The sequence below is a fragment of the Stenotrophomonas sp. STEN022 genome (genome assembly GCF_056760155.1).
Window position 1 is genome coordinate 40,877 of sequence record NZ_JBRREG010000004.1, and the last position, 15,649, is coordinate 56,525.

General features: G+C 62.7%; 18 protein-coding genes and 1 tRNA gene. 16 read left to right on the forward strand and 3 right to left on the reverse strand.

What is annotated here, in order from left to right:
• Positions 1-5: 5 nt before the first annotated feature.
• Positions 6-578 carry a Maf family protein gene (locus tag ACVOMF_RS01995; protein ID WP_481507774.1) on the reverse strand — a complete coding sequence of 191 codons (573 nt, stop codon included), beginning with the start codon at positions 576-578 and terminating at the stop codon, positions 6-8.
• 115 nt (positions 579-693) lie between these two features.
• Here ACVOMF_RS01995 and ACVOMF_RS02000 point away from each other — a divergent pair, with 115 nt between their 5' ends.
• The 12 genes from ACVOMF_RS02000 (at position 694) to ACVOMF_RS02055 (ending at position 10,549) form a co-directional block, all read left to right on the forward strand.
• Positions 694-1,200, forward strand: coding sequence for a YceD family protein (locus ACVOMF_RS02000; RefSeq protein WP_296252778.1), 507 nt, complete (start codon positions 694-696; stop codon positions 1,198-1,200).
• Positions 1,201-1,308: 108 nt separating this feature from the next.
• Positions 1,309-1,506, forward strand: coding sequence for a 50S ribosomal protein L32 (gene rpmF, locus ACVOMF_RS02005; RefSeq protein ID WP_282270713.1), 198 nt, complete (start codon positions 1,309-1,311; stop codon positions 1,504-1,506).
• Positions 1,507-1,597: 91 nt separating this feature from the next.
• Positions 1,598-2,563, forward strand: a complete 966-nt coding sequence (locus ACVOMF_RS02010; protein WP_296252782.1) for a beta-ketoacyl-ACP synthase III — start codon at positions 1,598-1,600, stop codon at positions 2,561-2,563.
• 224 nt (positions 2,564-2,787) lie between these two features.
• Positions 2,788-3,732 (forward strand): ACP S-malonyltransferase, encoded by a 945-nt coding sequence (gene fabD / locus ACVOMF_RS02015; RefSeq protein WP_481507775.1) that lies wholly within the window; start codon positions 2,788-2,790, stop codon positions 3,730-3,732.
• 85 nt (positions 3,733-3,817) lie between these two features.
• Positions 3,818-4,561 (forward strand): 3-oxoacyl-ACP reductase FabG, encoded by a 744-nt coding sequence (gene fabG, locus ACVOMF_RS02020; RefSeq protein ID WP_303749118.1) that lies wholly within the window; start codon positions 3,818-3,820, stop codon positions 4,559-4,561.
• A 151-nt stretch (positions 4,562-4,712) separates the two neighbouring features.
• A complete protein-coding gene (gene acpP, locus ACVOMF_RS02025; protein ID WP_054659808.1) occupies positions 4,713-4,952 on the forward strand; it encodes an acyl carrier protein in 240 nt (79 codons plus the stop codon).
• Between the two features lie 123 nt (positions 4,953-5,075).
• A complete protein-coding gene (gene fabF / locus ACVOMF_RS02030; protein ID WP_481507776.1) occupies positions 5,076-6,338 on the forward strand; it encodes a beta-ketoacyl-ACP synthase II in 1,263 nt (420 codons plus the stop codon).
• A gap of 245 nt (positions 6,339-6,583) precedes the next feature.
• Positions 6,584-7,936, forward strand: coding sequence for an aminodeoxychorismate synthase component I (locus ACVOMF_RS02035; protein ID WP_481507777.1), 1,353 nt, complete (start codon positions 6,584-6,586; stop codon positions 7,934-7,936).
• A gap of 72 nt (positions 7,937-8,008) precedes the next feature.
• Entirely contained in the window at positions 8,009-9,067 is a 1,059-nt protein-coding gene (gene mltG / locus ACVOMF_RS02040) for an endolytic transglycosylase MltG (RefSeq protein WP_481507778.1), read from the forward strand.
• Between the two features lie 34 nt (positions 9,068-9,101).
• Positions 9,102-10,061, forward strand: a complete 960-nt coding sequence (locus tag ACVOMF_RS02045; RefSeq protein WP_481507779.1) for a DNA polymerase III subunit delta' — start codon at positions 9,102-9,104, stop codon at positions 10,059-10,061.
• Positions 10,058-10,411, forward strand: a complete 354-nt coding sequence (locus ACVOMF_RS02050) for a PilZ domain-containing protein (protein WP_282268537.1) — start codon at positions 10,058-10,060, stop codon at positions 10,409-10,411. Before ACVOMF_RS02045 ends, ACVOMF_RS02050 begins: the two co-directional genes overlap by 4 nt.
• A 63-nt stretch (positions 10,412-10,474) precedes the next feature.
• Positions 10,475-10,549 (forward strand) — tRNA-Val (locus tag ACVOMF_RS02055).
• 149 nt (positions 10,550-10,698) lie between these two features.
• On the opposite strand, the gene ACVOMF_RS02060 is transcribed toward ACVOMF_RS02055, so the two are convergent.
• Together ACVOMF_RS02060 and ACVOMF_RS02065 are read right to left on the reverse strand one after the other, a co-directional pair.
• Entirely contained in the window at positions 10,699-11,091 is a 393-nt protein-coding gene (locus ACVOMF_RS02060) for a hypothetical protein (protein WP_481507780.1), read from the reverse strand.
• Between the two features lie 361 nt (positions 11,092-11,452).
• Positions 11,453-11,899, reverse strand: a complete 447-nt coding sequence (locus ACVOMF_RS02065; RefSeq protein WP_481507781.1) for a helix-turn-helix domain-containing protein — start codon at positions 11,897-11,899, stop codon at positions 11,453-11,455.
• Between the two features lie 338 nt (positions 11,900-12,237).
• Between ACVOMF_RS02065 and tssB the strand changes: the two genes are divergently transcribed.
• From tssB to ACVOMF_RS02085, 4 genes are all read left to right on the forward strand, one after another.
• Positions 12,238-12,744, forward strand: coding sequence for a type VI secretion system contractile sheath small subunit (gene tssB, locus ACVOMF_RS02070; protein ID WP_481507806.1), 507 nt, complete (start codon positions 12,238-12,240; stop codon positions 12,742-12,744).
• A 3-nt stretch (positions 12,745-12,747) separates the two neighbouring features.
• On the forward strand, positions 12,748-14,241 hold the full coding sequence (tssC, locus tag ACVOMF_RS02075; protein ID WP_481507782.1) for a type VI secretion system contractile sheath large subunit: 1,494 nt from the start codon (positions 12,748-12,750) through the stop codon (positions 14,239-14,241).
• 80 nt (positions 14,242-14,321) lie between these two features.
• A complete protein-coding gene (locus ACVOMF_RS02080) occupies positions 14,322-14,822 on the forward strand; it encodes an Hcp family type VI secretion system effector (protein ID WP_481507783.1) in 501 nt (166 codons plus the stop codon).
• A gap of 5 nt (positions 14,823-14,827) precedes the next feature.
• Positions 14,828-15,649 (forward strand): type VI secretion system accessory protein TagJ, encoded by an 822-nt coding sequence (locus ACVOMF_RS02085; protein ID WP_481507784.1) that lies wholly within the window; start codon positions 14,828-14,830, stop codon positions 15,647-15,649.

Sequence of the window (15,649 nt, forward strand, 5' to 3'; positions counted from 1 at the left end):
GCAGGCTAGGGCAATTGGTAACCCGCCTGGCGCAGCAGTTGTGCGGTCTTTATCAGCGGCAAGCCAATCAACGCCGTAGGGTCGCAGTTCTCGATGGCGTCGAACAAAGTGATACCCAGGCCTTCGCATTTGAAGCTGCCGGCGCAGTCCAGGGGCTGTTCGGCGTCGATGTAGCGCTCGATCTCGGCCGCCTGCAGGGTCCTGAAGCGCACGCGGGTGAGATCGCTAGCCTGATATTGCGTGTTGCCATCACTTAGGCAGACCGCCGTGTGGAACAGCACCTCATGGCCGGACATCGCCACCAGCTGTGCACACGCCGCCTCGCGGGTGCCTGGTTTGCCCAAAGGCTGCCCGTTCAGCTCGGCGACCTGGTCCGAGCCGATCGCCCAGCTGCCGGGCTGCTGGCGGGCAACCGCGGCGGCCTTGGCGGCGGCAAGGCGCTGCGCTTGGGCTGCCGGCGACTCGCCGGGGAGCGCGGCTTCGTCCACATCCGGGGCCGCTGAACTGAACGAAATCCTGAGCCGGTTAAGCAATTCAGCGCGATATCTGGACGTGGAGGCGAGAATCAGGGGCTTCATGTGTAAAAATACGCAGCTCGGGACGGCCAGTCTGCTGCGCCGCCGCCGGTCTGACAATGTTTCCGCCGCTATGGATTTGACAGCGGCGCGGCTACTCCTTAACATTCTGCAGCTTATGTCCGCGAACGTACCCGAATTGCTGGATGCTTGGCGGATGGTCATTGCGCGCAGGCGCTTTGATGGCCAGGTGCCTTTGTCCGAATTGACCCGCTTGCAGGGTCTGGTTGCCGATACCGAAGGTCAGTGCACGTATTCACTGGAGTTCGATCGAGACAACATCTTGCAGGTGTCGTACGTCGATCTGACCATCGATACCGAGCTGCCCTTGATCTGCCAGCGCACCATGCAGCGTTTCCTGCTGCCGGTGTCGATCAAGCAGCGCTTGGGCTTGATCAAGGACGAGGAAGAAGAATCTGCGCTTCCAGAAGAATACGAAGCGATGCTGGTGCCCGAAGACGGCAGCCTGCGTCCGCTGGACCTGGTGGAAGACGAATTGGTGTTGGCGGTGCCGGTGGTAGCGCTGGCACCTGGAAGCGAGGCAGTCGAACGTGACTTCACCGCGACCGAAGAAGAGTTGAGCAAGGCCAATCCCTTTGCGGCATTGGCGGCGCTGAAGAAATAATTGCGGCCGGTAATCGTCGGCGGCTGCGGCGAAAGCGAGTAGTGCTGGACGCTGGCGTCCTGTGCAATTAAACGACGAAGCAAACGAAACCGAGTTTGGAGCAATCCCATGGCTGTGCAGAAATCCCGTGTTACCCCGTCCCGCCGCGGCATGCGTCGTGCCCACGACGCCCTGAGCGCAAAGCAGCTGTCCACCGATCCGACCACCGGTGAAGTGCACCTGCGTCACCACATCACTGCTGACGGTTTCTACCGCGGCAAGAAGGTGATCACGACCAAGTCGACCCTGGTCGTCGAAGAAGATTGATTTGTGACGGCTGCCGCCACCTGAGTGTGGCGGTTGTTGCACCGATTCTTCCGGGGCCGCCTACGGGCGGCTTCGCGCAATAGGAAACAGCATGAGCAAGCGGATCTACTCGAGGATCGCGGGCACTGGTAGTTATTTGCCCGAGAAAGTGTTGACCAACGATGATCTGACCAAGATCGTCGAGACGACCAACGAGTGGATCGAGTCGCGCACGGGTATCCGTGAGCGGCACATCGCTGCCGACGACGAGACCACCAGTGACCTGGGCTACCACGCCGCCACGCGCGCGCTGGAAGCTGCCGGCATTGAGGCCTCGCAGCTGGACATGATCATCGTGGGTACCACCACGCCGGATCTGATCTTCCCGTCTACCGCTTGCTTGATCCAGGCCCGCCTCGGCGCGACCGGCTCGGCGGCGTTTGACGTCAATGCGGCATGTTCGGGCTTCCTTTTCGCCCTGAGCGTGGCTGACAAATTCATTCGCAGCGGTGATGCCAAGCATGTCCTGGTGATCGGTGCGGAGACCCTGACCCGTATCGTCGACTGGACCGACCGCACCACCTGCGTGTTGTTCGGCGATGGCGCGGGTGCTGTCGTGCTCAAGGCCGACGAAGACACCGGCATTCTCAGCACCCATCTGCATGCCGACGGCAGCAAGAAGGAACTGCTGTGGGATCCGGTTGGCGTCTCGGTCGGCTTCGACAAGCCGGGCAAGATCAACATGAAGGGCAACGACGTGTTCAAGTACGCCGTCAAGGCGCTGGACTCGGTTGTTGATGAAACCCTGCAGGCCAACGGCCTGGACAAGTCCGACCTGGATTGGCTGATCCCGCACCAGGCCAACCTGCGCATCATCGAAGCCACGGCCAAACGCCTGGAAATGCCGATGGATCGCGTGGTGGTCACCGTCGATAAACACGGCAATACCTCGTCCGGCTCGGTGCCGCTGGCGCTGGATACAGCGATCCGTTCCGGTCGCGTCGAGCGTGGCCAGTTGCTGCTGCTGGAGGCCTTCGGTGGCGGTTTCACCTGGGGCTCGGCGCTGCTGCGCTACTAAGCACCTCCGCAAGCAGGTCTACCGAACGGGCAGCCAATGGCTGCCCGTTGTCGTTGGGGCTTCACCTGTAGTGCCGAACCATGCTCGGCATGAGGCTTCGCCGGTAATGCCCCTGCCGAGCATGGTTCGGCACTACAGGGCCTCGCTGCATACGCGCCAGTACAGACGGGCGGGCGCTTTCGCGCTTATTATTCCGGCCTTCGATTGAAGCAGCAGAAGACCGCGTGACTGACTCCCGACTCGCTTTCGTATTCCCCGGCCAGGGCTCGCAATCCATTGGGATGTTGGCCGAACTGGCTGAATTGCATCCGCAGATCCGTGAAACCTTTGCCGAGGCCTCCGAAGGTGCGGGCGTCGATCTGTGGGCGTTGTCGCAGGGCGGCCCGGAAGAGCAGCTCAATCGCACTGAATTCACCCAGCCGGCGCTGCTGGCCGCCAGCATCGCGGTATGGCGCCTGTGGAATGCACAGGACGGCGCAAAACCGGCGGTTCTGGCTGGTCACAGCCTTGGCGAATACACCGCGCTGGTCGCCGCTGGCGCGCTTACGCTGCACGACGGCGCACATCTGGTGCGCCTGCGTGGCCAGCTGATGCAGGACGCTGCCCCGACCGGTGTTGGCGCGATGGCTGCCGTACTCGGCGCCGAAGACGCACTGGTGTTGGAAGTCTGCGCCGAGGCTGCTGGCAGCCAGGTCGTCGTCCCCGCCAATTTCAATTCGCCCGGTCAGATCGTGATCGGCGGCGACGCTGCTGCAGTAGACCGCGCCTTGGCGCTGCTGGCCGAGAAGGGCGTGCGCAAGGCGGTGAAGCTGGCCGTCAGCGTGCCGTCGCACACGCCGCTGATGCGCGAAGCCGCCAATCGTCTGGAAGCTGTGATGAACGGTCTGGCGTGGCAGCTGCCGGCCTTGCCGGTCGTGCAGAACGTCGACGCGCAGGTGCATGACGGCGTGGACGCCATCCGTCAGGCGCTGGTGCAGCAGCTGTACCAGCCGGTGCAGTGGACCGGCTGCGTGCAGGCGCTGGCCGCACGCGGCGTCAGCCGCGTGGCCGAATGCGGCCCTGGCAAGGTGCTGACCGGTCTGGTCAAGCGCATCGACAAGAACATCGAAGGGCGTTCGCTCGCCACCCCGGCAGACTTTGCCGGTGCGCTGGAAGAGTGGGCCAACTGAGCAAGCGATCGCCGCGCGGGCGCAGCCTGCGCACGGTCATGATGGGTGCTGCGCGTGCGCGGTGCCATGCATACAAGGAACAGATATGAGCAAGCCATTGCAGGGTGAAATCGCGCTGGTCACCGGCGCAAGCCGCGGTATCGGTGCTGCCATTGCCGACGAACTGGCCGCGCTGGGCGCGACCGTCATCGGCACCGCCACCACCGACAACGGCGCCGCCGCCATCGGTACGCGTCTGGCCGCAGTTGGTGGCCACGGCCGCGCACTGAACGTGACCGAGCCGGGCGCGGTGGATGCGCTGATCGACGCGGTGAGCAAGGAATTCGGCGCCATCAGCATCCTGGTCAACAACGCCGGCATCACCCGCGACAACCTGCTGATGCGCATGAAGGACGAGGACTGGCAGGCCATCCTCGACACCAACCTGACCAGCGTTTACCGCACCTCCAAGGCGGTGATGCGCGGCATGATGAAGGCGCGCAAGGGCCGCATCATCAACATCGCTTCGGTCATCGGCGTCACCGGCAATGCCGGCCAGGCCAACTATGCCGCCGCCAAGGCTGGCATCATTGCCTTCTCCAAGTCGTTGGCCAAGGAAATCGGCAGCCGCGGCGTGACCGTCAACGTGGTCGCACCGGGCTTCATCGACACGGACATGACCAAGGATCTGCCTGAGGACGCCAAGTCGGCGATGCTCGGCCAGGTCGCGCTGGGCCGCCTCGGCGAGCCCGCAGACATCGCCAAGGCGGTGGCGTTCCTGGCCGGTCCGTCGGCCAGTTACATCACCGGCGAAACCCTTCACGTGAACGGCGGTTTGTACATGCCGTAAGCGTGGTGTGCAGGGAATGCACCCAAGTGGTTGATTGTCGCGGCTTTTTTGTTCAGAAACACCGCCGCTACGGTTTCCACTACACTATCCCACGGCCAGCCCTGGGGGCTGGCGTCTTTTGAACCACTACTCCATCTGGAGCGATATCCTAATGAGCACCATCGAAGAACGCGTCAAGAAGATTGTTGTTGAGCAGCTTGGCGTCAAGGAAGAAGAAGTCACCACCAGCGCATCGTTCGTCGATGACCTGGGCGCAGACTCGCTGGACACCGTCGAGCTGGTGATGGCGCTGGAAGAAGAGTTCGAGTGCGAAATCCCGGACGAAGAAGCTGAGAAGATCGGCACCGTCCAGGCTGCCATCGACTACGTCAAGGCACACGTCAAGGCCTGATCCAGGTCTGACAAGGCGCGGTCGGCAAGCCTGTCTGCCGCGTTGCAAACCCATGGGGCCGCTGATGCGGCCCCGTGCTTTTAAGCTTGAATCTCCCCGCGTGCGGGGCCAGGAGAATCCGCAATGAGTCGTCGCGTAGTTGTTACCGGCATGGGCATGGTGTCGCCGCTGGGCAATGATCTGGCCAGCAGCTGGGAAGGCATCATCAACGGCCGTTCGGGCATCGGCCCGCTGACGAATGTTGCAGATAACTATCTGGAACGTTTCACCACCAAAATTGCAGGTGAGGTCAGGGATTTCGACATCACCGCCGACAACCCGCAGTTCGGCAAGTATCGGGTCACCGGCAAGGATGCCAAGAAGATGGACCCGTTCATCCATTACGGCCTGGGTGCCGCCTTCATGGCGCTGCACGACTCCGGCCTGGAAATCACCGACGCCAACGCTGAGCGCATTGGCGCCATCGTCGGTGCCGGCATCGGCGGCCTGCTCGGCATCGAAGAGCAGACCATCGAGTTCCACGAAGGCAAGAAGATCTCGCCGTTCTACGTGCCCAAGACCATCATCAACATGTTGCCGGGCCAGCTGAGCATCATCGCCGGGCTGAAGGGCCCGTCGTTCTCGGCCGTTTCCGCCTGCGCCACGTCCAACCATTCCATCGGTACGGCGATGCGCATGATCCAGTACGGCGATGCCGACGTGATGGTCGCCGGTGGCGCCGAGCGTGGCTCCTCGCCGACTGCACTGGGCGGCTTCTGCGCGATGAAGGCCATGTCCACCCGCAACGACGCGCCTGAGAAGGCCTCGCGTCCCTGGGACCAGGGCCGTGACGGCTTCGTGCTGGGCGACGGTGCCGGCATCCTGATTTTGGAAGAGTACGAGCACGCCAAGGCGCGTGGCGCCAAGATCTACTGCGAGCTGGCCGGCTTCGGCGCAAGCTCCGACGCGTACCACATGACCGCACCGAGCGAGAATGGCGAAGGCGCCGCCCGCTGCATGGTCGCGGCCATGAAGGACGCAGGCGTCACCCCGGAGCAGGTGGGCTACCTCAATGCACACGGCACCTCCACGCCGCTGGGCGACCTGGGCGAGACCATGGCGATGAAGACTGCCTTCGGCGAGCACGCCTACAAGATGCTGGTCAGCTCGACCAAGTCGATGACCGGCCACCTGCTGGGTGCAGCGGGCGGCGTGGAAGCGATCTTCTCGGTGATGGCGCTGAACACCGGCATCATCCCGCCGACGATCAACCTGGAAAACCCGAGCGAAGGCTGCGACCTGGACTACGTGCCGAACGTGGCCCGCAAGGCCGACGTCGACGTGGTGATGTCGAACGGCTTCGGCTTCGGCGGCACCAACGGCACGCTGGTGTTCAAGCGGATCTAACGCGGTTTTGGGGCTTTGCTTGAGGCTTGCGCTTGTCGCTTTGCTTGAAGCTTTTGGCTGTTGCTTTGCTCAAAGCTTTGCTCAAAGCCCCTCTCCCGCAAGCGGGAGAGGGGTTGGGGTGAGGGCAGCTTTAAAGCTCCAAAAGCTTTAAGAGCTTTAAAAGCTCCCCTCATCCGCCCTTCGGGCACCTTCTCCCGCAGGCGGGAGAAGGGAACAGCCTGCATTTCTGACATTTTGGGCCCACGATGCACATCCTCCCCCTGCACGCCGACACCGACCTGCTGGCGCTGCATCGGCTCGCACCGCATCGCTATCCGGTCCTGCTTGAATCCACCGCTGCTGGCAAGCTCGGCCAGTGGGACATGTTGCTGATCGCCAACGGCAGCCAACTCCTGCTCAACCCCGACGGCAGCCTGCAGCGCGAAGGCGGCGCCCCAGTCGAAGGCGACTTCCTTTCCGCCCTCGACCGCGACTGGCAATCCCTGCGCCAAGCCCGCAACGCTATGGAAGCGGACATTCCGTTCCGCGGCGGCTGGGCACTGCTGCTCGACTACGAACTCGCACAACAGATCGAACCCATCCTGCAGCTGCCACAGCGCAGCGACGGCCTGCCAACCGCGATCGCACTACGCTGCCCAGCAGCGGTCCTGCGCGAGCGCGACAGCGGCCGCTGCATCGCCATCGCCGAAGACGACGCAGCAGAGCTGCTCAGCCAGCTCCAGCACGATCAAGCCGAAGCCGCGCAGCTGCCAGCCCTGCCGCACTGGAATGGCCCCAGCGCGATCAACGAAGACGCAGGTGAGCGCTTCACCGACGGCGTGCACAAGGTCATCGACTACCTGCATGCCGGCGACGTCTTCCAGGTCAACCTGTCGCGCCGCTGGCAGGCGCAGTTCGACGCGCCACTTGCGCCCGAAGCACTGTACGCGCGCCTGCGCACCGCAAACCCCGCACCGTTCGCTGGCCTGTTCACGGCTGCCGGCCGCGCCGTGGTCAGCTCCTCGCCGGAGCGCCTGGTCTCGGTCAGCGGCGATGTGGTGCAGACGCGTCCGATCGCCGGCACCCGCCCGCGCTTTGCAGGCGACGACGATGCCGCCCGCATCCAGGAGCTGGTTGGCCATCCCAAGGAACGTGCCGAGCACGTGATGCTGATCGACCTGGAGCGCAACGACCTCGGCCGCATCGCCGCACCCGGCAGCGTCGAGGTCGATGAACTGATGATCGTGGAGAGCTACGCCCACGTGCACCACATCGTCAGCAACGTGCGCGCGCGTCTGCGCCCGGACGTGACCCCGGGCGAAGTGATCGCCGCCACGTTCCCCGGCGGCACCATCACCGGCTGCCCCAAGGTGCGCTGCATGGAGATCATCGCCGAGCTGGAGCAGACCGCCCGTGGTGCCTATACCGGCGCCTTCGGCTGGCTGAACCGCGATGGCGACATGGACCTGAACATCCTGATCCGCACCGCGGAAGTGCAGGGCAGCACCGCCAGCTTCCGCACCGGCGCCGGCATCGTGGTGGATTCGCTGGCCGACAAGGAACTGGACGAAACGCGGGCCAAGGCGCGCGGGCTGTTGCGTGCGCTCGATCCACAATGATGAACGCCGTTTTGGCTGGCGTTGCCGCCAGCGCGGTATCCTGCGCATCCACTATTTGAAGACGGGGTGACCATGGCGGGTGCCAAGCGCGGATGTCTGTTGGTGCTGGCGGTGTTGTTGCTGCTGGTCGCCTTGGCAGGCGCAGGTGCGGCCTGGTTGTGGCAGCGGCAGGGCAGCTTTGCCGGTGCGCCGCTGACCCCGTCCGAGCAGAGCGTCAGCATCGCCTCCGGTGATTCGCTCAACAGCGTGCTGCGCAAGCTGCGCGCGGCCGGTGTCGACGAAGGCGACGACCTGCAATGGCAGCTGCTGGCCCGCCAGCTCGATGCCGCCGGCAAGCTGAAGATCGGCGAATACGCCCTCGACCCGACACTCACGCCGCGCCAGCTGCTGCTGAACATGCGCCAGGGCAAGGTGCTGCAATACCGCGTGACCATCGTCGAAGGCTGGAACATCCGCCAGCTGCGTGCCGCCCTGGCGCGTGCACAGCCGCTGCAGCACGAAACCACCGAGCTGTCCGACACCGAGCTGATGGCCAAGATCGGCTTCGCCGACCAGCACCCGGAAGGCCGGTTCCTGCCGGAAACCTACATCTACCAGCGTGGCGACAGTGACGTGGACGTGCTCAAGCGCGCCCATGCCGCGATGGAAAAGGAACTGGATGCCGCCTGGGCCGAGCGCAGCGACGACCTGCCGCTGAAATCGCCTTACGAACTGCTGATCCTGGCCTCCATCATCGAGAAGGAAACCGGCCTGGCCAGTGAGCGCCCGCAGATTGCCGGTGTGTTCGCACGCCGCCTGAAGATCGGCATGCGCCTGCAGACCGACCCGACCGTGATCTACGGCATCGGCAGCGCCTACGACGGCAATATCCGCAAGGTGCACCTGACCACCGACACGCCGTACAACACCTATACCCGCGCGGGCCTCACGCCGACGCCGATCGCCATGCCGGGTCGCGACGCGCTGCATGCCGCCGCCAAGCCGGCACCGGGCGATGCGCTGTACTTCGTCGCGGTCGGCGATGGCAGCGGCGCGCATGTGTTCTCCGCGTCCTACACCGATCACAACAGCGCCGTCGCTGAGTACCTGAAGCGCCTGCGCGCCAAGCGCAGCGAGGCGGCGGCGCAATGAGCGGCATGACCCGAATGATGTACAGGATGTCCCGATGAGCGGAGCACTCGCCCCTTGGCAGCAGCGTGTCTATGACCAGACCGTGGCTGCGCTGGACGTGGGTCGGCTAGGCCATGGCTTGTTGCTGTGCGGCCCGGCTGGCATGGGTAAACGCGTGGTGGCGATGCGGCTGGCCGCGCATGTGCTCAACCACGGTGAGGACGCGGCGGCACGCCAGCGCAACGCCCAGTTGATCGCCGCCGGCACCCACCCGGACCTGCAGTTCACCAGCTTCATCCCCAACAAGACCGGCGACAAGCTGCGCACCGAGATCGTCATCGAGCAGGTGCGTGATATCTCGCAGAAGCTGGCACTCACCCCGCATTATGGCGTGGCCCAGGTGGTCATCGTCGATCCGGCTGACGCCATCAACCGCGCTGCCTGCAATGCCTTGCTGAAGACGCTGGAAGAGCCGTCGCCGGGCCGCTACCTGTGGCTGCTGAGCGCCGACCCGGCGCGCCTGCCGCAGACCATCCGCAGCCGTTGCCAGCGCCTGGAGTTCCGCATGCCGCCGCGTGAGGAAGCCATGGCCTGGCTGCAGTCGCGCGGCTATACCGAAGGCGTGGCGCGTGAAGCGCTGGACGCCACCCGCGGCCACCCGGCATTGGCCGACCAGTGGCTGCAGGGCGAGGGCATGGCCCTGCGCCGGCAGGTTGCCAGCGAGCTGGAGCAGCTGCTGGCCGGCAAGCTGGGCAGCGTCGAGCTGGCCCAGCGCTGGACCGGCGACGACAACGCCGACCTGCGCCTGCGCCATGCGGCCGACCTGGCACTGAAGAAAGCGGCCGACGGCTTGACCGATCCGGCCCGATTGAACAAGCTGGCCGCCTGGTTTGATGCCGCCAATCGCACCCGCGACCTGCTGCGCACCACCATCCGTGCCGACCTGGCCGTGGTGGAGCTGCTGCTGGCATGGGGCGCGGCCAACCAAGTGCAATCCAAGGGGACTATTCGATGAGTGCGACGAACGCCCGCCAGGGCATCCTTTCGCTGGCGGTAAAGGACAAGGCAGCGCTGTACGGCGCCTACATGCCGTTCGTGAAGAACGGTGGCGTCTTCGTGCCGACACCCAAACGTTACTTCCTCGGCGACGAGGTGTTCCTGCTGCTGACCCTGCCGGACTCCAGCGAGCGCCTGCCGGTAGCCGGCAAGGTGGTCTGGGTTACCCCGCTGGGTGCGCAGGGCAACCGCCAGGCCGGCATCGGCGTGCAGCTCGCCGATGGCGCCGACGGCGAGGCCATCCGCAACAAGATCGAGACCCTGCTGGCCGGTACATCCAGCTCGGACAAGCCGACGCAGACGATGTGAAATCGTGTGAAGAAAGATGTTGACGTGCTCGCTCAGCCCCCTATAATGAGCGGCTCGCAACACGGGCGGTTAGCTCAGCGGTAGAGCATTGCCTTCACACGGCAAGGGTCACAGGTTCGATCCCTGTACCGCCCACCAAGCGACATCAAGATGAAGCCACCTCCGGGTGGCCTTTTTCGTTGTGGCGCTTTGCAAGGCTGGGCCGGGAATAGCATGTGGCGCTGTTGCGTTCAGGCGACCCGGATATGCGGAGCGATCCAGTCGATTATTGAAGCCTTCTCGGGACTTCACTGACCGTGCAAACCAGACAGCGTGCCAATCAGCGCTTCTTGCTGATATTCGCAGTTGCCAAAGAATCCCTGCTGGCCAACGACAACATTCTGCGCAACCGTATGTGCAGCAACCGCTCTGAGTGGGATGGCTGCGATTGCAAGAAGATCTTCGCGTGTTGCCGGGGTGGTGCCATGTAGCACTGCATGGTTTTCCCTGCGAACAAAATTGCCGATATTCAGTGCTGTTATCGGCTGGTTGAGCTCATCATCGGTCAGCGAGTTGTAGAACGTGGACACCCGCGGTGACTGGCCGGTAGTCGCTCGGAAAAAGCTTTGCGCTGTGTCCCTGAAATTTCGCATCGTGTATGGCGATGACGACGAACCTGAAGAGAAGGGGTTCCAAGACATGGGCTTGCTCCGGGTAGTGGTTGCCTGATGCGTGAGCTACGCCGTTCCTGCGTGCTCCGTACAGCTGCGACGACTCCATATCAGGTAGGGCGATACTGTTGCGTGCGGCTGGATGATGCCTTCATGTGCGGTGAGGATTCTTCGATGCTCAATGCATGCGCCGATCATGCGCAGCCGCAGCGCATCAGGACAGTTTGATGCGCACGATCAACAGCGCCCTGTACTGCTTGCACGCGTTGGGGCTTGGATCTCTGATACGGCGGCGACCGACGGTCATCCAGTCGAAAAAATCTGAGCATCGAGTGCCCTTCGTTCGGGAACCAATTTTCTTTGTAGGCTGCCTGGGTGGTGTGAACTTTTTTCAGCAGAGTTGGCAGGACTTGCGCCAGTTGGCGGGCGACATGCCGTAACGGGCTTGGAACGAGCGTTGGAACTGCCGCTCCGACGAAAACCCAACTTCATACAGCAGCCAGGTGAGGCTACAGGTTGGGTTTCCTCTCAGATGCATATGTGCGAGTTGCAGGCGTTTGTCGCGGATGAAACTGGCGATGCCGCCGAGCGGCTGGAAGCGGCGGTAGAGCGTGGCGCGCGATAGATTGAATGCATTGCGGATCATGCGCTCGCCAAGGTCGTAGTCGCCAAGTCGACCATCGATAAAGCCGATGATGTCATGCAGCAATACATCGTCGACGTCCAGTGGCGTGCTATCGAAGCTCATCGAATAGTTGATGTGCGTGATCGAACGAATGTTGTCGTTTGGCGTAAGAACATCCGTAAGAGCGTGTGCGCTGTGTCCTGCAATGGTCATGGTTAGTCGCCGCGACCCACAATTGGGGTCCGTTACTTAAACAAAACGCGAAAAGCGAAAAAAAACCATCATCAAGCCTGCGATTTCTTTTCCAGCAAAGGTTGAGACGGATTGTCGTGTGCGCGATGCGTGGCCGTTCCTAGACTTCGCCGGCATTGAGTGGTGTTCGCTCGACTCGGTGCTGGATTGCGGTGGTGATGACGCAATGTGACTCACCGGCAGTGCGTGGTGCATGTGACGGAGACAAGTCGAAGGCATGAAGAGGGAGGGTTGGACCCGCCTGCTTCCTGCGCGTTGTCTTCGTGCCGGAACTGATCGGTCTAATCGGAGGCAAAGTCGTGGCAAACAGCCAGAAGTTCATCGCGCGCAATCGCGCACCGCGTGTTCAGATCGAGTACGACGTAGAGTTGTATGGCGCACAGAAAAAAGTGCAGCTCCCCTTCGTGATGGGCGTCATGTCGGATCTGTCCGGTGCGAACGCAGGTGAGCTGCCTTCGCTGGAAGATCGCAAGTCGTTGGAGATAGACGTCGACAACTTCGACAGTCGTCTGCAATCAATGAAGCCGCGCGTAGCTTTCTCAGTGCCGAATACGCTGACCGGCGAGGGAAGTCTGAACGTCGATATCACGTTCGAAAGCATGGACGATTTTTCGCCGGCTGCGGTCGCGCGCAAAGTAGCCCCGCTGGCCAAGTTGCTTGAGGCCCGCACGCAGCTGGCCAATCTGGATACGTACATGGATGGCAAGGCTGGCGCGGAGGAGTTGATTGCGCAGGCCATGCGTGATCCCGCGTTGATGCAGGCGCTTGCATCTGCCCCCAAGCCCGGCGAGCCGGAACAGGAATAAGCCATGAATACTGAACAGCTGGCAGAGTCTGGCAGCATTGAAGCCGCGTTTGAGAGTGGCGACTTTGCCGCCCTGCTCAACAAGGAGTTCAAGCCGAAGAGTGAGCGCGCCAAGGAAGAGGTTGAATCCGCGGTGCGTACCTTGGCTGAGCAGGTGCTCAGTCGTGCCGATATCGTTGGTGATGACGTATCGCAGACGCTCAAGGCGTACATCGCCGAGATCGATCGCAAGCTCACCGAGCAGCTGAACCACATCATCCATCATGCCGATATGCAGCAGCTGGAAGGTGCCTGGCGCGGCCTGCACTATCTGGTGAACAACACCGAGACCGACACGCAGCTCAAGATCCGCGTGCTGAACATCTCCAAGAAGGAGCTCGGCAAGACCCTCAAGCGTTACAAAGGCACGGCGTGGGACCAGAGCCCGATCTTCAAGAAGATCTACGAGCAGGAATACGGCCAGCTTGGTGGTGAGCCGTATGGCTGCCTGGTTGGTGACTACTATTTCGATAACTCGCCGCCGGATGTGGAGCTGCTGGCTGGTATCGCACAGGTGGCTTCTGCCGCCCACGCACCGTTCATATCGGCAGCAGCGCCGAAGTTGATGGGTATGGATGGTTGGAACGAGCTCGCCAATCCGCGTGACCTTGCCAAGATTTTCACCACGCCGGACTACGCGGCCTGGCGCTCGCTGCGCGACTCGGAGGACTCGAAGTACATCGGCCTGGCGATGCCGCGCACACTGTCGCGCTTGCCGTACGGGGCCAATACCAATCCGGTCGATGAGTTCGACTACGAGGAGGACACTGCTGGAGCTGATTCGGCCAAGTACACCTGGCAGAACGCGGCCTATGCGATGGCGGTGAACATCAACCGTTCCTTCAAGCAGTACGGCTGGTGCTCGCGCATCCGCGGCATCGAGTCCGGCGGCGCGGTTGAAGGGCTTCCGGCACATACCTTCCCCACCGACGACGGCGGTGTGGACATGAAGTGCCCGACCGAAGTGGCAATCACGGATCGTCGCTCGGCCGAGCTGGACAAGATGGGCTTGATGCCGCTGGTGCATCGCAAGAATTCGGATATGGCCGCGTTCATCAGCGCGCAGTCACTGAACCAGCCAGCCGAGTACGACAACCCGGACGCAACCGCCAATGCTGCCTTGGCCGCGCGCCTGCCATACATGTTCGCTTGCAACCGTTTTGCACACTATTTGAAGTGCATCGTGCGCGACAAGATCGGTTCGTTCTCCAACCGCGAGCAGATGCAGAAGTGGCTGGGCAACTGGATCCTGCAATACGTGGATGGTGACCCGGCGAACTCCAGTGAGGAGTACAAGGCCAGCCATCCGCTCGCCGCCGCTGAGGTGATTGTGGAGGAAGTCGAAGGCGCACCTGGCTACTACACCTCCAAGTTCTTCCTCAAGCCGCATTACCAGCTTGAAGGTTTGACGGTATCGCTGCGGTTGGTGTCGCGTCTGCCGTCCCAGGCCAAGGCCTGATCCAAGGTTTCAACCACGCCGGTAGCGGCCGGTGTTTCCCATTGATCTACGTGTTCACACGAAAATGAAGGAGTGGTTTCATGGCATTTGACATGCATCTGAAGTTCAAGGGCGGCCCGGTCACCATTGAAGGCGGCTCGACCCATGGCAAGCACAAGGGCGAAATCCCAGTGTTGGCATGGTCCTGGGGCGTGAGTAACAGCGGCGACCTGCACAGCGGCGGTGTCGGCTCCGGTGGCAAGGCGCACGTGCAGGACATTTCCATCACCAAGTACGTCGACAAGAGCTCCAACGCCCTGTTGCAGGCCGCTTCTACCGGTGCACGTCTGGAGGAAGCATGGCTGTATGTGACCAACGCAACCGGTGAGCAGACCGACTACGTCACCATTCATCTGAGCAACGGCGTACTGATCACGTCGGTGTCGACCGGTGGCTCCGGTGGCGAAGATCGCCTGACTGAGAACATTAGCCTGCACTTCGGTAAGTTCCAGTACGGCTTCCAGCCGCAGAAGCCCGATGGCAATGCGGATGGTGCAGCCAAGACGTTTACCTACGACATGCAGGCTGTGGCCAAGGGCTGATCGTCATGAGCATCCAGCTGACCACCGGCGCTGTCGCCGGTTCGACCAACGAGGCCGCGGCGCTGCTGCGTGCAGGCCAGCTGGATCCGGCGTTGCAAGCGCTGACCGCACGTGTGCGGTCGGCGCCTGCAGATGCCAATGAGCGCGTTTTTATGTTTCAGCTGTTGGCGGTGATGGGGCAGTGGCGACGCGCCGGCGAACAATTGCAGGCCGCGGTGCAGCTGGATGCCAACCTGACTTTGATGGCGACCACCTGTGAGGTACTGCTGCGTGCAGAAGCGCTGCGTGCACAGGTGTTGGCCGGGCAATGCATGCCGCATGTTCTCGGCGCGCCGGAGCCATGGCTGGCACCGTTGCTGCAAGCCTTGCTGCTGGAGCAGAAAGGACAGGGGGATGCAGCAGCGCCGCTGCGCGAGTTGGCGCTGGAACAGGCACCGGCGGTAGCCGGGCACATTGATGGCGTGGCTTTCAGCTGGTTGGGCGATGCAGACGCACGCTTTGGGCCCTGCCTTGAGGTGATCAGTCAGGGCGGCTACGCCTGGGTGCCGTTGTCACAGGTGCAGGAGCTGCGGTTGGACGCCCCCAAGGATCTGCGCGACATCCTTTGGTTGCCGGCGGAGATTTGCTGGCGCAATGGCACGCAGTCCATCGTGTTCATCCCTGCGCGCTATCCGGGTACCGAAACCAGTGCAGATGACGCGCTGCGGCTTGCACGTGGTACGCATTGGGACGAGCAGGGGCGCGGCCTCGGACAGCGCATGCTTGCCAGCGACGAAGGCGAGTACCCGTTGCTGGGAACTACCACGATTGTGTTTGACGCGGTGTAA